At 40.2% G+C, this 19940-nt stretch carries 8 protein-coding genes; 6 read left to right on the forward strand and 2 right to left on the reverse strand.

Translation table 11 applies throughout. The annotated features are described in order from the left end of the window. Nucleotides 1-212: 212 nt before the first annotated feature. Together H6G79_RS09170 and H6G79_RS09175 are read right to left on the reverse strand one after the other, a co-directional pair. The gene (locus tag H6G79_RS09170) at nucleotides 213-1202 is read right to left on the reverse strand and encodes an iron-siderophore ABC transporter substrate-binding protein (protein WP_190588360.1); all 990 of its coding nucleotides are present in this window, start codon (nucleotides 1200-1202) and stop codon (nucleotides 213-215) included. 148 nt (nucleotides 1203-1350) lie between these two features. Beyond that, nucleotides 1351-4035, reverse strand: a complete 2685-nt coding sequence (locus H6G79_RS09175; protein ID WP_190588359.1) for a TonB-dependent siderophore receptor — start codon at nucleotides 4033-4035, stop codon at nucleotides 1351-1353. Between the two features lie 987 nt (nucleotides 4036-5022). Between H6G79_RS09175 and H6G79_RS09180 the strand changes: the two genes are divergently transcribed. The 6 genes from H6G79_RS09180 to H6G79_RS09205 all read left to right on the forward strand — a co-directional run bounded on the left by H6G79_RS09180 (nucleotide 5023) and on the right by H6G79_RS09205 (nucleotide 19934). After that, nucleotides 5023-11643: a non-ribosomal peptide synthetase gene (locus H6G79_RS09180; RefSeq protein ID WP_190588358.1), complete on the forward strand. Its 6621-nt coding sequence runs from the start codon at nucleotides 5023-5025 to the stop codon at nucleotides 11641-11643. 170 nt (nucleotides 11644-11813) lie between these two features. Next, nucleotides 11814-16520, forward strand: a complete 4707-nt coding sequence (locus tag H6G79_RS09185) for a type I polyketide synthase (RefSeq protein ID WP_190588357.1) — start codon at nucleotides 11814-11816, stop codon at nucleotides 16518-16520. Between the two features lie 26 nt (nucleotides 16521-16546). Next, on the forward strand, nucleotides 16547-17401 hold the full coding sequence (locus tag H6G79_RS09190) for a 3-hydroxyacyl-CoA dehydrogenase family protein (protein WP_190588356.1): 855 nt from the start codon (nucleotides 16547-16549) through the stop codon (nucleotides 17399-17401). A gap of 18 nt (nucleotides 17402-17419) precedes the next feature. Beyond that, nucleotides 17420-17668 carry an acyl carrier protein gene (locus H6G79_RS09195; protein ID WP_190588355.1) on the forward strand — a complete coding sequence of 83 codons (249 nt, stop codon included), beginning with the start codon at nucleotides 17420-17422 and terminating at the stop codon, nucleotides 17666-17668. A gap of 4 nt (nucleotides 17669-17672) precedes the next feature. Further along, the gene (locus tag H6G79_RS09200; protein ID WP_242048252.1) at nucleotides 17673-18860 is read left to right on the forward strand and encodes an acyl-CoA dehydrogenase family protein; all 1188 of its coding nucleotides are present in this window, start codon (nucleotides 17673-17675) and stop codon (nucleotides 18858-18860) included. A gap of 3 nt (nucleotides 18861-18863) precedes the next feature. Next, on the forward strand, nucleotides 18864-19934 hold the full coding sequence (locus tag H6G79_RS09205) for an HAD family hydrolase (RefSeq protein ID WP_190588354.1): 1071 nt from the start codon (nucleotides 18864-18866) through the stop codon (nucleotides 19932-19934). The last annotated feature ends 6 nt before the right edge of the window (nucleotides 19935-19940 follow it).

Below are 19940 nucleotides of genomic sequence, written 5' to 3' on the forward strand. Positions count from 1 at the left end.
ACTCAGAATTTAAAAGTAATCCAGTAGGGTTAATTTATTGATTGATAAAAATCCAACTAATCATTCAATATTCTGACTCTTGAATTTTTACATTCACTATAGCAGTCCTAAATCATTTGTGAACAACGAGATCCCCGACTTCTTTGAGAAGTCGGGGATCTGAGCCTCTCAATTTTTACAAATCACATAGGATTGGTATAACAGAATAAATCTTATAAAGCAAATTTACTCATTTTTAAGATATATTGATAAAGCTCATCAAGTACCTCATAAGCAGCCAGAATATTTAATCCGCGCCAGACAGAAAAATCTACTAAATATACTTGATTTTGCTGCACAGCTTTGAGTTTCGACCATATAGGTTTTTGTTGTAGTTTCTGAATTACAGAGTTATCATCTTTGCGTAGAGGCGCAATAAATAAAATATCACTGTCAATCTTAGGTAAAAGTTCCTCGGAGATGGCTAAATCCAAGTCACCTGATTCTGCAAAAATTGGATTTAATATGCCAATATCAGCCAAAATTTTGCCAGCAAAAGATTGTTTCCGAGTAATTACTAATTGCCCAGCCGCCACATAAGCAAATGATATCCGAAGTTCTTGCTGCTCATGATTAATTATCTGCTTTAAGTTATTAATCCGTTGATTATATTCACCCATCAATTCTGTAGCTGTCTGCGTTCTTTGCAGAATATTTGCTACATCTTGGATATGTTGTTGCCAATTTCCTTTAGTTTCTATCCAAGGTAAAACTACTGTAGGTGCAATTTTGGAAGTATATTGATAAATTCTATTAAAGAATGGTTGAGACACAACTATAATTAAGTCAGGACGTAGCAAGAGCAGTGTTTCTAAATTAATTTGACCACTGGAACTGCGAATGATTTCTACTCCATCTGCTTTTCCTTGAAAGTAATCAAAGTCACTCTCGATTTCATTGGTGATCCAAGTTGCGATCGGCTTGACATCTAAAGCTAGAACAGCAGCAAAACTATTAAAATCTAAGGTAACAATTCGTTTTGGGTTGAGGGGAATACAACTTTCTCCCTTGACATGCTGAACTACTCGACATGGGACACTTTTTTGCAAAGAGTTGGAATTGCTGACTTTTGGAATGACACTTTGACTAACAGCCCAAACCAGTGTACATATCAAAATCCCGCATAAAAATAGAGCAATAAAGTGACGTGAAATCAATTTCATAAATTTTCGTTGAATACCACAAGATGAGTAAACATCTTCAGAAGTAATTAAAATTCAGGAGTCAGAATTCAGAATTACAATCAGCATTGAGCAGAATTTGACTCAATTTCCCAACATTCTGACTCCTGAGTTTTGACAAATTCAATTATCAAAAAGTCCAAGAAATAGTTCCTTGAACTGTCAATGGCTCACCATAGGAGACTCGTAAACTATTGAAAGAATTTTCAAAATAGTTTACGTCAAAGAGGTTTCTAATATTGATTGCCGCACGGAATCCGTCTTGTTTGTAAAAGACAGCAGCATTAGTTGTTACATAGCTGGGGACTTCAAATGTATTCCCAGTATCACCCGCACGCTCGCCCACATAAAACAATCCTAAGCCAAAGCCTAAACCCTGCAAATTGCCTCGTTGAATTTCGTAGGTTGTCCATAAACTAGCAGCATGAGGAGTGGTCTGAAGTACGCGATTGCCAACAGGAATGCTATTATCTGCTGTCACACGAGCATCATTGTAGGCATAACTAGCAAAGACATTCCATCCCGGTAAAATTTCCCCAGCAATGCTGAATTCTAGACCTTGGCTGCGCTGTTCTCCGGTTTGAATCGAAAAGCCGACATTATCGGGATCGTCAGTTAAAACATTCGATTGGGTAATGTCATAAAAAGCTAGGGTAGTTGAAAGCCGACTATTCAAATCTGCTTTGATCCCAACCTCATACTGTGTACCCCTGGTAGGTTCAAATTCCCTACCATCAAAGGCTCTACCAATTGCTGGTTCAAAGGAGCGACTATAGTTGGCATATAGAGAAATCGGCTGGATTGGCTGATAGACAATGCCCACACGGGGACTCCAAGCACTGACAGTTTGACTGGTTTCTGTATTAGCGAGAAAATCTTGGTCAGTTTGGGTGAAGACATCAAATCGGCCGCTTACGAGTAGCTTTAAATTGTCTGCGATCGCTACTTGATCTTGTAAGACAATCCCAAGCTCGTCAGTTACCGTCTTGGTATCTAGTTCAAATGTCACATCTCCACGCGCTTGACTGTAAACAGGATTAAAGATATCGATGGGAGCGCCTGATCTGCCTGTAAATTTTAAGGTATTGTTTAGCCTGCCTAAATCGACACCAAATAGTAATTGATGCTTGATTGAACCAGTCTCAAACTTACCAATTACATTCGTCGTCAACCTATAGTCACGATACCGATCATTGAAATCGTTGGATGTTCTCAGGAGTGTCCGATTATCAGCTAAAAGTCGAGTTCCGATATTGACCCCAGAAGCATCATAGTTAACGTATCCATATCGAAAAGTATTATTAATCGACCAATTCTCATTAAACTTATGCTCTAAGCGATATCCAATCCTGGCATTTGTCACATCCAGTTCGCCTTCATTTGTAATCAGGCTCCGGGATATATCACCATTAGGATTTGCCAAGATTGTTCCCCGCGCAGGTAAGCCCAAATTGTAGTCTTCTTGCTCTAGATACTTGTAAGTTGCTTGAATACTCAAATTTGTATTCTCACCCAGTGCCAGATTTAAAACAGGCGCAACTACTAAGTTTCTAGTTTGGCTGCGGTCAGTGAAAAACCCTTGATTGCGATAAGATGCGTTCAGCCGATATAGAGCCTTCTTATCTTCATCCAATGGCCCAGACAAATCAATCTCACCACGATAAAAGTCAAAACTACCTACAGTTGCTTCAACAAAATAGTAAGGATCTGGTAAAGGCTGTTTTGAAACAAAGTTGACTGTTCCCCCTGGAGATGTTGTCCCGAATAAAACCGAGTTTGGCCCTTGCAAAACTTCGATTCTTTCAATTCCTGTCAGATCAGGCCCAATGTTAGCGCCTACACCATTTGTTGTACCTTCTCTAATGCCATCAAGATTAGGTTGGCTCAAGAATCCTCGCACTCGCAATCTTAACGAGTCAAAGTTAGAAGGTGCGGAGTTACGCACACTTGGAGCATTCAAAAGCGCAGTAGAAGTATCAGCCCGTTGATCCCGCAACACTTCTTGCGGAATAATCTGAATCGATTGGGGAATATCTCGCAGTGGTGTATCCGTCCGCGTCACCGTACTCGCTTCCGGCACACGATATCTATCTTGTTCTCCCGTTACTACCAACTCAATCGGTTCATCCGGCGGCGCTGATGGAGTTTCTGAAGGAGTTTCTGATGGTGTTTCACTGGCTGGCTGTTCTGGCGCTGGCCTTGTTTCGCTGGGTTGCATTGCCGTTGTTGTCGATGCTACAGCAAAAATCAAACCCGTATTATCATCAAACAACTCAACTGTCGGCGCGGCTTTGTCTCCCACCACAGTCACGCGCACAGTATTGGCATCAATATTTGTAACTGTTATTTCTGTAATTTCTGTCAGAGGTTTATCGGAGCGAAATGTGAAAGTGTCTCCCGATGGTAAACGCAACTGAGCATTAAGAATATCTGCAATAAAATTATTCCCGCTACTACGATTGACAACTTGCAGTTGTTCTCCAGCAGTAGTCTCTAAAATGATCTCCACACCTTTATCTGTGGGAGTTGCTTTGACTCCTGTAATTGGTACAACTTGAGCTTGAGTGCTGGGTTCTGGATTTGTAGGGGTGGTTGGTGTTTGTACCAACATCCAGGCGCTAGTCCCAGGTAGTTTAATTTCGCTCAGTTGGGGAATATTGTTCGTTAATTTTTCATCTCTCAACTGTTCTCCCTTGAGAGCTAAGGGTTGGACTATTCCATCTTCTTCTACGTCCTCGGCTTTAACGGCAGTGCCAATCAAACAAACAATCGCACTTGTCAGCAAAAGGCTGCGAAATAATTGGTCTATTTTCATTGATGTCCCCATACCTAATAAAATCACCTGCTCGTTACCGAAGACGAACAGCAACTAGTGATAGTTATTGTCAACTAACTTAAGTGAGTTTAATCATAGTATGAAGTAATACAAAACACAAGATAGTAGAGAATTTATTTCAATTAGCAGTCTATTATCTGGTTACAAATCAGAACTTATGCTGATGTAGTATGCTTGCTTGATACACAGATTTAAACCATGACAATTGCTACAGTTACTGTCTCTAGAGAGTATTAATTAGTTGTCAGCCCACTAAAAACCTTGGGATAAATATATATGGTGGACTAGCCAATGAATTTTACTACGCATCTAATTGCTGAATCGTCAAGCTTTCAGTCTGCTACTCACAAGGATGTCTGAAATAGGTAAAAATGATGTTTTTTGGGTTTATTGATAATTAATTGATATAACAACCCTATTGCTAAAGCAATTAATTGTCGTTAAGTTGATAGATGTTAAGTGAAAGTAAATCTCAATAATATTGAGACTTATTTTTAGAAGAAGTCTTAGCGAATCATACTTTGAGTGCTGTTAGTGGTTGACTCAAGCAACAACTTAACCCTTGAGAGTTGTAACTAACATGGTGAATGTTTTCCTCTAACTCTGTTAAATTCTTAGGGTTAATTGCAGAGTTTCAGGCTTGGAGTATGTTCTGCACGAAAACCTTTGTTGGTAGCTGTTCTTAGGGGGTGCTAAATGGGACGATTCCCAGGTGGGGTTAACTTGAATCGGGTATTCCAGAAAATGAGCTAACCCTGGCTAAAGCTTGTAGTTTGCTCAGAGTTGGATATCGCCGTGATTGATTGCGTGTTGTTATAAAATTACCGCTCTGATATTCGCTCTAGGATTTTGAGCAGTAAATCTAGTTTTACTGCTGGTTCTTAACTGCTTATTTTTATCTGAACAGATTTATAGAGTCTAGATAGAAAGTAAGTAGTGCATTAAAGTGCATCTAGTCATCTAAACATGAATCAATATTCTTCTAGCTTTCAACCAAGCGATGTCTTCTCTGCGACAAGCGACACTAACGATGAGTTTAGCCTCAGTAACTGTAGAACAGTTGTTGAACTGTTGGGTTGGAGAAGTTCTACCCAAGGAAATCAAGATATTTTCACTTTTTTACTAGATGGAGAAACAGAACAAGCGCGGCTAACTTATCAAGAGTTGGATAGACTTGCTAGACGAACGGCTGCACAATTGCAAGCAATGGGTTTAGTGGGAGAACGTGCTTTACTGCTTTATCCGGCGGGACTAGATTTTTTAATTGCTTTTTTCGGTTGTTTATATGCGGGAGTTGTGGCTGTTACTGCTTATCCTCCGAGAAATCAGCGTAACACACCGAGAATCCAGGCGATCGCTCAAGATGCACAAGCCGCGATCGCGCTGACAACAACAGATATACTCCCAACAGTGCAGTCTTTAATCAGCCAAAGGACTGATTTGGGATCGTTGCAATGGCTGACAACAGATAATATTGCCCCAGGAATAGAAGACAACTGGCAAAAACCTCATATTGATCAAGATAGTTTAGCGTTTCTGCAATATACCTCTGGCTCAACGGGAACACCCAAGGGTGTGATGATTAGTCATCGAAACTTACTGCACAATGCTCAAACAACTCGCCAATTTATGGAGCATTCGCCAGCTAGTAAGTTTGTGACTTGGCTACCGATGTACCATGATATGGGTCTAATTGGTGGGATATTGCAACCTTTGTATGGTGGTTTCCCTTGCATTATTATGCCGCCTGCAGCTTTTCTCCAACGTCCTTATCGTTGGTTGCAGGCAATTTCTCACTATCGCGGGACAACCAGTGGCGGCCCGAATTTTGCTTATGATTTATGTGTGCAGAAAATCACACCTGAACAAAAAGCAACTCTTGATTTGAGTAGTTGGAGTGTGGCGTTTAATGGTGCGGAACCGATTCGTTATGATACATTAGAGCGATTTGCAGAAGCTTTTGCAGAGTGTGGCTTCCGCAAAGAAGCGTTTTATCCTTGTTATGGGATGGCGGAAACAACTTTGATGGTAGCTGGTGTACAGAAGGCTGCGCCACCAAAAATCAAAGCATTGCAGAAATCTGCATTAGCATCTCATCAAGTTGTCGAGTCATCGGTGGTTGGGGGAGATGATACATCTTACTTTGTTAGTTGTGGTCAAATTATTCCTGACCAGAAAGTAGTAATTACTAATCCAGACACACTCAAAACTTGTCAACCTGATGAAATTGGGGAAATTTGGGTATCTGGATTGAGTGTTGGTCAAGGATATTGGCATCGTCCAGCAGAAACAGCAGAGACATTCGGAGCTTATTTAGCAGATACCGGCGAAGGGCCATTCCTGCGGACAGGAGATTTAGGCTTTTTGCAGGATGGAGAATTATTTATTACAGGGAGAGCGAAAGATTTAATTATTATTCGTGGTCGCAACCTGTACCCCCAAGATATAGAATTAACGGCTGAACGCAGTCATTCATCCTTGCGTCCTGGTGCGAATGCCGCATTTACAGTTTTAGTTAATAACGAAGAAAAGCTAGTAGTTGTCCAAGAATTAGAGTTTCGCGCCAAGCCAAATTTAGAGACAGTCATTAATGCAATTCGTCAAGCAGTGACGGAAGAACATGAAATACAAGTTTATGCAGTTGTTTTAATTAAACCAGGGACGATTTGCAAAACTTCCAGTGGTAAGATTCAACGCCGTGCAACTCGCGCACAGTTTGAGAATGGTGAACTGAATATAGTTGCCAACAATATTTTAAAAGCTAGTGATATTGTCCAAGAGTCAATTCAATTACAGCGTTCTCAACTGTTGACACTGGCTACACAAGAACGTCAGACAGTTTTAGAACAATATTTAATTGTACAAATAGCTAATGTTTTAGCGATCACACCTGATAATATTCCTCTCCAAGCACCATTAAGCACCCTCGGACTAGATTCTTTAAAAGTATTTGAGTTGAAAAATCGGGTTGAGGTTGACATAGAAGTAGAAATATCCATTGCAGACTTGTTTGCCGGGATGAGTCCGCGATCGCTGGCGACTAAAATCCTCACCCAAATCACAACAGCAGCTTTTATTCCTGCTGTACCTCTAAACCCAATTCCACAAGCCGAAGTTTATCCTTTGTCTTTTGCACAGCAAAGATTATGGTTCCTTGACCGATTGCAACCAGGGAACCCAGCTTACAATATTTCCTTAGCTGTAAATCTCCAAGGTGAGCTTGACATCATCTTGTTAGAGCAAAGTTTAAACGAAATTGTCCGACGACATGAAGCTCTCAGAACCACGTTGACTGTTGTCAACGGACAGCCAGTACAAATTATTACTCCTTCCCTCAAATTATTCTTATCAGTAATTGATGATCAAAAGAATATTGCATCCTCAGTCCAGCAATTCTTGACTGAGCAAAGCCAGCAACCTTTTGATTTGACCAAGGGGCCATTATTACGTGCTGAACTTTTGCGCCTTGCACCACAAGAGCATATTCTGTTGCTGGAAATGCACCACATCATCTCTGATGGTTGGTCTAGTGAAGTCTTTTTACAAGAGATAGCATCACTATACAAAGCATTCTTAACTGGAACTGCTTCATCTTTACCAGAAATTTCTATCCAATACAAAGATTTTGCCCATTGGCAGAGACAATGGTTGCAAGGAGAAATTCTGCAAACTCAACTTTCTTATTGGAAGAAACAACTGCAAGATATACCAGCAGCATTACAATTACCCACTGACCGACCAAGACCGACGGTACAAACCTCAAATGGCGCTCAACAATCCCTCGAATTGTCTGAAGTACTGATCAATAGACTCAAGGCGATCGCCCATCAAAAGGGTGTAACTTTATATATGTTGCTATTGGCAGCATTTCAAACTTTCCTCTACCGCTACACCGGACAAGATGATATTGCTGTCGGTTCACCAATTGCTAACCGTAATCGTGATGAAATTAAAGGGTTAATTGGCTTTTTTGTCAATACTTTGGTGCTACGTACAGACCTGAGTGGCAATCCAACTTTTGACGAGTTACTGAAGCGAGTTAAAAAGGTAGCTTTAGAAGCCTATACACACCAGGATTTACCCTTTGACCAACTAGTAGAAGCAGTGCAACCAGAACGCGACACCAGTCGCACACCCCTGTTTCAAGTCATGTTTAATATCCAAGATTACTCCAATTTACCAGAAATGCCTGGTTTGGCGGTAAGTTGGGTCAAAATCGACACCAAAACAGCACAGTTTGATTTGAGTCTTTCTATTGATATTACACATCAAGCAGTGGCGGCATCCTTCCATTACAATACTGACCTATTTGATGCTGCGACAATCGCGAAGATGCTGAGACACTTTGAGAATTTACTGTCAGGGATTGGTGCTGAACCTCAAACTCGGCTATCTAATTTACCACTTTTGAGCGAGGCAGATCGTCAGGAGTTACTAGAATTTAGTACAAATAAATCCCAAATCTCCAATTACCAACCTCAACAGTGCATTCATCAACAATTTGCAGCCCAGGTAGAACGAACACCAGATGCAATTGCAGTCATCTTTGAAAATCAGTCTTTAACTTACAGAGAATTAAATCAGCGTTCAAATCAATTAGCAAATTACCTCAAAACCCTGGGAGTTAGAGCAGAAGTTTTAGTAGGAATCTGCATAGAACGTTCTTTAGAGATGGTGGTTGGACTGTTGGCGATCCTCAAAGCTGGAGGTGCATATTTACCTCTCGATCCGGCTTATCCCCAAGAACGCCTTGCTTTGATGTTAAAAGATGCCCAGGTGTCAGTTTTACTTACTACGTCAACACAAGCTGAGAAACTCCCCGAACATCAAGCTCAAGTCATTTGCTTAGACACAGATTGGGAAGTTATTTCGCGTGAAAGCCAAGAAAACCCAATTCATCAGACACAACCGGAGAACCTCGCTTATGTAATTTATACATCTGGTTCCACGGGAACACCCAAAGGGGTAATGATTCAGCATCATGCTTTAAGTAATTATATCAATATTGCATGTATAGAATTGGGGATAAAGGCGAGCGATCGCATTTTGCAATTTGCCTCCATCAGTTTTGATACTGCGGCGGAAGAAATATTTCCCTGTCTAGTTTGTGGTGCTAGTCTCATATTGCGGACAGAGGAAATGTTAAGTTCAATACCGCAATTTTTACAGCAATGCCGCGATTACAGAGTCACTGTTCTGGATTTACCTACCGCTTTTTGGCATCAAGTTACTGCTGAATTAGCAACAGCAAATTTGGCAATTCCTGATTCTCTGAGATTAGTGATTATTGGTGGCGAAAAAGCCAATAGAAAGCACTTGACAACTTGGCAGCAGACTATTGGTCAAAAAGTACGTCTTCTCAATAGCTACGGCCCTACAGAGACAACTATTGTGGCAACACTTTGTGACTTATCAGTACCAACACTGGGCGAAGTGCCAATTGGCAAAGCTATTCCTCAAGTTCAAACTTACATCCTTGACTCCAATCTACAACTAGTGCCTGTAGGAACTCCTGGCGAATTATATATTGGAGGTGTCGGTGTCGCTAGAGGCTACCTGAAGCGACCAGACTTAACAGCAGAAAAGTTTATTCCTAATCCTTACAATTCAAAACCTGGAGAGCGTCTTTACAAAACAGGCGATTTAGTTCGCTACTTGCCTGATGGCAACCTAGAATTTCTCGGACGTATTGATCATCAAGTCAAGATTCGAGGATTCCGCATTGAATTAGGAGAAATAGAAACTTTACTAAATCAACACCCAGGTGTTCGAGAAGCGGTAGTTGTTGCTCATTGCGATCGCTCAGATCATCAGCGATTGATTGCTTATGTTGTCGGACAGTATCACCCAGAAAAAGTAGAAGCCTTAGACACTCAACAAACCTTGCAGTGGCAAACTGTCTTTGATAGTCTCTATAAAAAGTTTGATACTTCTCAAAACTCTGGTTTTTATATCAAAGGTTGGGAAAGCAGCTACACAGGAGCATCTATTCCAGATGAACAAGTGCATGAGTGGATGAAGCAAACCACCGGGCGCATCTTAGGTTTACAGCCCAACCGGGTTTTAGAAATCGGTTGTGGTGGTAGCGGACTAATGCTTTTCAGCATTTCCCCCCATTGTCAGCAATACTGGGCAACAGACCCCTCACAAAATGCCCTGCAAATTCTCCAACAACAGTTAGACACCCTAGAGCAGCCATTAGCAGGAGTCACACTCAGTCAAAGAAGTGCTTTAGATTTTGATGATGTGGCAGAGAATAGCTTTGATGGCGTGTTAATTGTCTCTGTGGCTCAGTACTTCCCAAGCATTGACTATTTGCTCCAGGTTTTGGAGAAGGCAGTCAAAGCTGTAGAACCAGGTGGCTTCATTTTCCTGGGAGATGTTCGCAGTCTGCCCCTCTTAGAAGCCTTCCATGCCTCAGTTCAACTTTATCGATCTCCAGACAATCTTTCTAAGGAGGCCTTACAACAGCGTGTGCAGAAACAGTTGTTTGAAGAGAAACAATTAGTCATCGACCCCGCTTTCTTCATAGCCCTCAAACAGCATTTACCTAAAATCAGTCATGTTGACATTTTGCTAGAGCGTGGTTGTTCTCACAATGAATTAACTAAATTTCGTTACGATGTGATTCTTCATGTGGACGATCAACCAACTTCGACGGCGGAGATATCCTGGCTAGATTGGCACAAACAAGAGCTAACCCTTTCTTCCGTTCGCTGTATTCTAGAAGAAACTGCACCCCAATTTTTAGGTATTACCGGTGTACCGAATGCCCGCACGATCGCAGATGTTCAGCTCGTGCAGTGGTTGGCAAATAGTGAAAAACCAGAAACTGTAGGTGAGATCAAGCAGTTGTTCAGATATCTTGAAGATCGAGGCGTAGAGCCAGAAGACTTCTGGGCATTAGAAAAAGACCTCCCTTATTCAGTCCAAATTACCTGGTCAAACACTGGTGCGGGCGATCGCTATGATGTGATATTTAAGCGATCTACACCTGATGCTGCTGAGTGTTTATGTTTACCTGCTGCTGTACCTCCTTCATCTCGTCCTTGGCACAATTACGCTAACACTCCGTGGCAAGGAAACTTAGCGCGTGAACGAGTACCTCAACTCCGAGATTTTCTCAAAGAAAAACTACCTGAGTACATGGTGCCAAGTGCTTTTATCTTCTTAGATGCACTACCTTTAACCCCAAATGGCAAAGTCAATCGTCGCGTCTTACCATTGCCAGAAAGTTACGCTACCCAAAACAACCTCTATGTAGCACCTGAAACAGAGCTACAGCAGACCATTGCTGATACATGGCAAACAGTACTAGGTATCGAAAAAGTTAGTATTAACGATAACTTTTTCGATTTGGGCGGACATTCTTTGTTGATTTCTCAGGTAAACGCCCAATTACGAGAAAAACTACAACGTGATATCTCAGTAGTAGAAATGTTTCAATATCCTAGTATTAGTTTGTTAGCCAAACATCTTAGTCAAGAACAGCAAGAACAACAGTCTTTTCAAGAAATTCGCAACCGTTCTGAAAAACAGAAATCGGCTTTAAACAGGAAAAAACAAACTCGTAATTTACGCAAATAAAACAGAGAAATAACCCTCATTAAAACTATGTGGACAGGAAGCTGAAACAATTACATACGACAAGTCAATATTTTCGGATTTTTATGGGAATTTCCTTGGTTGAGTAGAGCAGTATTAGCCAGCAACCTGCGCTAATAAAATGTGTAATTAATGAGGTTAAGATAGGAGTGATGGATAGTACAGAATTACAAGATGTCATCGAAGCGATCGCAATTATTGGGATGTCGGGGCGTTTCCCCGGTGCTAATGATATTCCAGAATTTTGGGAAAATTTATGCTCTGGTGTCGAATCAATTTCTACCTTTACTGATACAGAATTAATTACGGCGGGAATTGAGCCAGAATTAGTGAATCATCCCCATTATGTGAAAAGTCTGGGGATATTAGCAAATATAGATTTATTTGATGCTGGATTTTTTGGTTTTAATCCTAAAGAAGCAGAAATTACAGATCCACAGCATCGGTTATTTTTAGAATGTGCCTGGGAAGCATTAGAAAATGCCGGCTATGACTCTCAACGTTGTGAAAGTCGTATCGGAGTTTATGCAGGTGCGAGTTCAAATAATTATTTATCTTTAGATTTAAATAACGAGCGCACAGGATTAGCAAGTCTTTTTCAAAGGGGAATTGGTAACGATAAAGATTTCCTCGCTACTCGTGTTTCCTATAAATTAAATCTTACAGGCCCCAGCCTTACAGTACAGACTGCTTGTTCTACTTCCTTAGTTGCAATTTCTCTCGCTTGCCAAAGCTTATTAAATTATCAATGCGATATGGCTTTAGCTGGGGGAGTTTCAATTAATATTCTCCAAAAAACCGGGTACTTGTATCAAGAAGGTGGTGTTTTATCGCCTGACGGTCACTGTCGCGCCTTTGATGCTCAAGCTAGAGGTACGATTATTGGCAATGGCGTGGGAATTGTGGTTTTAAAGCGGTTAACTGAAGCGATCGCCGATGGTGATCATATCTATGCTGTCATTAAAGGTAGTGCTATCAATAATGATGGTTCAGGTAAAATCAGTTACACAGCACCCAGTGTCAACGGACAAGCTCAAGTTATTGCCGAAGCACTAAGTTTAGCAGATGTGCCGCCGGAAACCATTAGCTATATTGAAACCCACGGTAGCGGAACCGTCTTAGGAGATCCGATTGAAATTTCGGCATTAACCAGCGTCTTCCGTGAAAGTACTGATAAAAAGCAATTTTGTGCGATCGGTTCCGTCAAAACCAATATTGGTCATTTGGATGCAGCTGCTGGGGTGACAAGTTTAATCAAAACTGCTTTGGCGCTCAAACATCAACAAATACCGCCTAGCTTGCATTTTGCCGAACCCAATCCAAATATTGATTTTGCCAACAGTCCTTTTTATGTCAATACCAAGCTGACAGATTGGCAAAATACTCATACCCCTCGTCGTGCTGGTGTGAGTTCTTTGGGTATCGGTGGTACCAACGCCCACGTCATTTTAGAAGCAGCACCAACTCTGGTTGAGTCTAGTACTTCTCGTCCTTGGCAATTATTAGTACTTTCAGCCAAAACAGACTCAGCATTAAACACTGCAACTGTGAATCTGGCAAATTACCTGAAACAGCATCCTGATTTAAACCTCGCGGATGTTGCTTACACATTACAGTATGGGCGAAAAGCTTTTGAACATCGGCGTGCTGTGGTGTGTCAAGATATTGTAGATGCGATCGCAGCCCTAGAAAACTCTCAAAAAGTACTGAGCAGTATCCCAGCAACACAACAAAAGTCCATAGCTTTTATGTTCCCTGGTCTGGGTACTCAATATGTCAACATGGGTTGGGAACTTTATCAAGTTGAATCTATCTTTCGCCAGCAAGTTGATTACTGTTGCGAGTTTCTGCAACCGCTTTTGAATCAAGATTTACGCGATATTCTTTATCCAAGTAGACATTCACCACAAACCCCAGAAAACCAAAAATTAAATCTAGAATCTCAAGGTTTCGATTTGCGGAAAATGTTGGGGCGAAATCAGGAACAACCTTCCTTACTCCATCAAACTGAACTAGCCCAACCAGCAGTTTTTGTCATTGAATATGCTTTAGCACAGCTATTGATCTCCTGGGGAATTCGTCCCCAAACAATGATCGGTTACAGCATTGGTGAGTATGTAGCAGCCACTGTAGCCGGGGTTTTATCTCTAGACGAAGGTTTAAAACTGATTGCTGCAAGAGCGCGGATAATTCAAAAATTACCAGGTGGTGCAATGCTCGCTGTTCCACTTTCAGAAGCAGAAATATCTCCCTGGCTAAATGATCAAATCTCCTTGTCTGCGGTTAACGGCAAATCTATGTGTGTAGTTGCAGGTGCAACTAACGCTGTAGAAGCTCTGGAACAACAGTTAACTGAACGAGGTTTAGCTTGTCGTCGCCTAGAAACTTCTCATGCTTTTCACTCTCCCATGATGGAGGGTGCGATTTCTGAGTTACGTGAGTTAGTCAACAGCTTTAAACTCCAAGCCCCAAAAATTCCTTACATATCTAACGTTACAGGAACTTGGATCACAGCAGCAGCAGCCACAAATCCCGATTATTGGGTTCAACACCTGTGTCAACCTGTGTTATTTGCTCCGGGTATCCATGAACTGTGGAACCAAAATAATCCCATTTTATTAGAAGTAGGGCCAGGACAGACTTTAAATAGTTTTGCCCTTCAATGTCTCGAAACCAATCCCGAAGTCAATCAGATCATCTTACCCTCCCTGAGATATGCTTACGATCAAAAACCAGACTTAGTATTCTTGTTAAGAACAATAGGTAGGTTGTGGTCAGCCGGAGTAGAAATAGATTGGTCAGGATTTTATCGTGATGAGCGTCGTTATCGTCTTCCTTTACCAACCTATCCTTTTGAACGTCAACGCTACTGGTTAGAGCCACAAAAACCAACGAGTTCTTCAGATAAATCTCCAGCATTATCAACAGAAAAGCTGGATGTTACCAACTGGTTTAACATTCCTTCTTGGAAACGTTCGGCTTTACTTGTATCGTTGGAACAAGCAAAACCAATCGATTCAAGCGATTATTGGTTAGTATTTCTTGATGCTTGCGGTATTGGTAATCAACTTGTCGAAAGCTTGAAAAATGAGCGTAAAAATGTCATCACTGTCAAAATTGGCGAAGCATTTAGTCAAATTGGATATGGGGAATATACGATTAATCCCCAAAGCAAAAATGACTATGATACTTTAATCAAACATCTCCACAATTTGGGTCAAATACCACAGAAAATTACTCATCTGTGGAACATTACATCATATAATAGTCAAATATCGGAACTAAAAAATTTTGCAGCTACGCAAGATATAAGTTTTTGGAGCTTGCTCTTTCTCGTTCAAGCATTGGGAGAACAAAATCTTACCAAATCTGTGGAAATTAATGTTGTTTCTAACAACATGCAACAGGTAGTTGATGAAGCATATTTATGTCCAGAAAAGGCAACCATCCTGGGGCTATGTACAGTTATTCCGCAAGAATATGCCCACATATCCTGCCGCAGCATCGATATTACCATTCCCCAGGTTGATACAAAGCAATGGCAACAGTTGATAGACAATCTTTGTAGAGAACTTCAGACATTATCATCTGAGCAAGTCATTGCATATCGAGGAAATCAAAGATGGATACAGTGTTTTGAACCCTTACCCATCGCCAGCCAAACAAGTACTAACAACAAATTCAGAAAAGAAGGAGTATATGTAATCACAGGTGGATTAGGCGGAATTGGCCTAGCGATCGCGGAATATTTAGCCAAGACTGTACAAGCAAAATTAGTCCTGATTGGACGTTCGGAATTACCAAAAAAAGTCGAGTGGGAGGAATTGCTATCCAGCCAAGAGCAAGATGATTTACTCAAAACCAAAATCAAAAAACTCCAGCTTCTAGAAGAGTTAGGTGCAGAGGTTTTAGTGCTGAAAGCCGATGTTGCTAACCTAGAACAAATGCAGAGTGCGATTAATCAGGTATGCGATCGCTTTGGTAAGATTCATGGCGTAATTCATGCAGCCGGAACTCCAGGTGCAGGTATTATTCAACTCAAAACACCTGAATTAGCCGCACAAGTTTTTCAACCTAAACTCCAAGGCACAATAGTTTTAAATACTGTTTTGCAAAACATTAATTTAGACTTCCTGGTCTTATTTTCTTCTACTACTGCAATCACAGGCGGCTTAGGACAAGTAGATTATTGTGCAGCTAATACCTTTCTAGATGGGTTTGCCCACTACAATTTTTATCAACACCAAATACCGACAATCTCAATTAATTGGGATTGGTGGGAATGGGATAGTTGGCAAAAATCTTTGTTAGCATTTGCCCCTAATATGCAAGCTGAAATTAAGCAAACAAGACAAAAATATGGTATATCTTTTGCAGAAGGTATAGATGCCTTTGAGCGAATATTATCTCAAAATTTACCTCAAGTAATTGTATCAACAAAAAATCTCCAAACTGTCATTGCAGAACATCAAGCTTTTGCCGTACCACTTTTCTTAAAAAATTCCGAACAATCTCCTCAATCTCAAACATCGCACCCAAGACCAATTTTAGAAACTGTTTATCTTGAGCCCAGTAGTGCTGTTGAGCAAAAGATTGCTGAGATTTGGCAAGAATTATTAGGTATTGATCAAGTCGGCGTTGATGATAACTTTTTTGATTTAGGCGGACACTCCTTAATTGCAACCCAAATAGTTTCTCAGTTGCGTCAAGATTTTCAAGTTGAACTATCATTACGCCATATTTTTGAAGCGCCAACGGTGGCAGAATTAGCTTTACTGATTGAAGACATCCTGATCAAAGAATTGTCAGAACTGACCGAAGAAGAAGCCGAAAAGCTAGTTTCACATATTTATGTTTAGAGCGTAGAAGGAGGCTAAGATAAATTATGAAAATTCAAACAGTAGGCGTTGTTGGTGCAGGCGTGATGGGTATCGGGGTTGCACAAAACCTCGCACAAACAGGTCATGAAGTAATATTGATAGATATTTCGGAAGATATTCTCGATAAAGCTAAATACGAAATCAGAAATAATATCCGCTTGCAAAGTTTTTTCAAAAAAAGCGATAATCCAAAAACTCCAGATAGTATTTTGGAAAAAATCGAGTTTTCTACTAGCTATAAACTTTTAGAAAATGCTGATTTTGTAGTTGAAAATGTCACCGAAAAATGGGATATTAAAAAAGGGATATATCCACAATTGGATGCTATTTGTCCACCACATTGTATATTTGCGGCTAACACATCAGCAATCCCCATTACTCGCCTAGCTTCACTTACCAAACGCCCTGATCAAGTCCTGGGTATTCACTTTATGAATCCTGTACCAATGAAGCCAATGGTAGAGATGATTCGGGGATATCATACCTCGGAGTCAACAATTGCAACAGCAAAACAAATGCTGACTCAGATGGGGAAAGAATGCGTCATTGTTAACGACTCACCGGGTTTTGTTTCTAACCGCGTGTTGATGCTAACCATTAACGAAGCTGTGTTTCTGTTGCAAGACCAAGTAGCAACAGCAGAAGATGTAGACAAAATCTTTAAAAGCTGTTTTGGTCACAAAATGGGGCCTTTAGAAACCGCAGATTTAATTGGACTAGATACCATTTTATTTTCTATCGAAGTTTTGTATGAAAACTTTAATGATAGCAAGTATCGACCATGCCCTTTACTGAAAAAAATGGTGGATGCAGGGTTATATGGCAGAAAAAATGGTCAAGGTTTTTACGTATATCAATAACTAGGAATTTCAAGACTTATGAAAGAAGTGCAAGCTAGAATTAAAACCTTCTTGTCAAAATTTTTCGGCAATCATGACTTACAACCAGACGAAGATATTTTCGCTCTCGGTTTTGTAAATTCGATGTTTGCGATGCAGCTGGTTTTATTTGTTGAGCAGGAATTTCAGATTGCGGTTGAGAACGAAGACTTAGAGTTTGAAAATTTCCGCACCATCAACTCTATCGCCAATTTAGTAGAACGCAAAACTGCTGTTCTCGCACAATGAATTTATGATGAAACTAGAACTATCTACTCAACAAAAAAACGCTCAAGCTGAATTTAGAGCTTTTGTTAACCAAGAAATTTGTCCTGATGCTGGTAAATGGGATAGACAAGAATTTACGCCACCAGAATTAATTAAAAAAATTGCTCAACGCGGTTTTCTTGGTGCTATCTTACCCCAAGAATATGGTGGTCAGGCAATGGATATGATTACCTATGGCATTCTCAATGAAGAAATTGGGCGGGGATGTTCTTCTATTAGAAGTTTGTTGACAGTTCATAACATGGTTGCTCATGCTGTGTGTAAATGGGGTAATAAATCTCAAAAAGAATATTGGCTGCCAAAACTGGCATCTGGAGAAATTATCGCGGCTTTTGCATTAAGCGAACCGAATGTTGGTAGCGATGCGAAAAGTGTAGAAACCACAGCAGCATTAGTTGGTGATGCTTATGTTTTAAATGGGCAGAAAAAATGGATTACCTACGGACAAATAGCAGATATCTATTTAGTTTTTGCTCAATGTGAAGGTAAACCGACGGCTTTTTTAGTAGAAAAAAATAGCCCAGGTTTTACAGTGAAGCCCATGTCTGGCATTTTAGGTGTGAGGGCTTCAATGTCAGCAGAATTATATTTTCATAACTGTCAAATTCCGCGAGAAAACTTAGTTGGTAGATTAGGTTTTGGGTTTGCTTATATTGCTGCTTCTGCTCTTGATTATGGTAGATATAGTGTGGCAGCAGGATGTGTTGGTATTGCTCAAGCTTGTTTAGAAGCTTGCATCAAATATACAAATGAACGTAAACAGTTTGGTGTGTATCTCAAAGAACATCAATTAATTCGGCAAAAAATTACGCAGATGATAGCTAACACCAAAGCAGCGAGGTTGTTATGTTATCAAGCTGGTTATCTCAAAGATATTAACGACCCCAACTCTATTATTGAGACTTCTATTGCCAAGTATTTTGCATCTACAGTTGCTACCAAAATAGCTAATGATGCTGTGCAGCTTCATGGCGGGAATGGTTGTAGTAATGAGTACCCTGTGGAGAGGTATTTACGCGACTCGAAAATTATGGAAATTATTGAAGGTAGTACTCAAATTCAAGAAATTACAATTGCTGAGTCTGGTTATCAAGATTATTTATTTGCAAACGTAGCTACTGGTTTAGATAAGCAATTAGCAGAGAGAAATTAATCTATGGTTAGTATTCAAGAGCTAAATTTAAATAGTAAACAAAAAGATAAAAAAGTAATTAAATGTGTCGTTTGGGATTTAGATAATACCCTATGGCATGGAATTTTGCTAGAAGATAATCAAGTTTCTCTGCGTGAAAATATTGCAAGTTTGATGGAAACTTTAGATAAACGTGGTATATTACAATCTATAGCTAGTAAGAATGAATATCATACAGCAATCAAAAAATTAACAGAATTTGGGTTACAAAAATACTTTTTATATCCCCAAATTAATTGGAATTCTAAGGCTGATTCAGTTAAACAAATTGCTAGTTTACTCAATATTGGGCTAGATGCGATCGCCTTTATTGATGACCAGTTATTTGAGTTAGAAGAAGTCAAGTTTTCCTTACCTGAAGTTCTCTGTATCAATGCAGAGGAAATCAGCAGTATTTTAGATATGCCTGTGATGAATCCCCGGTTTATTACCGAAGATTCACGCCTTAGAAGATTGATGTATTTGAGCGATATTGAACGACACAATGCAGAGCAAGAATTTGTCGGGACAGCAGATGAGTTTTTAGCTACTCTCCAGATGAATTTTACCATTTCTACTGCTCAAGAAGCAGATTTACAGCGTGCAGAAGAATTAACGCTCAGAACTAACCAATTGAATACAACTGGTTATACCTATTCCTACGATGAACTGAATCATTTTCGCACCAGCAAAAATCATAAATTGCTCATTGCTAGTCTGGAAGATAAATATGGTAGCTATGGAAAAATAGGCTTGGCTCTTATTGAATGCCAAACACAGATATGGACAATCAAGCTTTTGTTAATGTCTTGTCGGGTGATGTCGCGGGGAGTGGGAACAATCATGATGAATCATATTATGAGTCTGGCTCAAACTAATCATGTCCGTCTTTTAGCAGAGTTTGTCCCAAATGACCGGAATCGCATGATGTATATATCTTATAAATTTGCAGGTTTTAAAGAAATTGATCAAAGTGGCAATTCATTAATTTTAGAAAACGACTTAACTCGCATCCAACCTGTGCCTGCGTACGTAAATTTTCAAGTAATTGACTAATTTATT

This window comes from Anabaena sp. FACHB-83, from assembly GCF_014697485.1.
Lineage (GTDB): Bacteria > Cyanobacteriota > Cyanobacteriia > Cyanobacteriales > Nostocaceae > Nostoc_B.

Excerpts from the sequence above, each read along its gene's own strand:
- H6G79_RS09175 (WP_190588359.1), bottom strand. The coding sequence starts at position 4,035 with ATGAAAATAGACCAATTATTTCGCAGCCTTTTGCTGACAAGTGCGATT.
- H6G79_RS09170 (WP_190588360.1), bottom strand. The coding sequence starts at position 1,202 with ATGAAATTGATTTCACGTCACTTTATTGCTCTATTTTTATGCGGGATT.
- H6G79_RS09200 (WP_242048252.1), top strand. The coding sequence starts at position 17,673 with ATGATGAAACTAGAACTATCTACTCAACAAAAAAACGCTCAAGCTGAA.
- H6G79_RS09205 (WP_190588354.1), top strand. The coding sequence starts at position 18,864 with ATGGTTAGTATTCAAGAGCTAAATTTAAATAGTAAACAAAAAGATAAA.
- H6G79_RS09195 (WP_190588355.1), top strand. The coding sequence starts at position 17,420 with ATGAAAGAAGTGCAAGCTAGAATTAAAACCTTCTTGTCAAAATTTTTC.
- H6G79_RS09185 (WP_190588357.1), top strand. The coding sequence starts at position 11,814 with ATGGATAGTACAGAATTACAAGATGTCATCGAAGCGATCGCAATTATT.
- H6G79_RS09180 (WP_190588358.1), top strand. The coding sequence starts at position 5,023 with ATGAATCAATATTCTTCTAGCTTTCAACCAAGCGATGTCTTCTCTGCG.
- H6G79_RS09190 (WP_190588356.1), top strand. The coding sequence starts at position 16,547 with ATGAAAATTCAAACAGTAGGCGTTGTTGGTGCAGGCGTGATGGGTATC.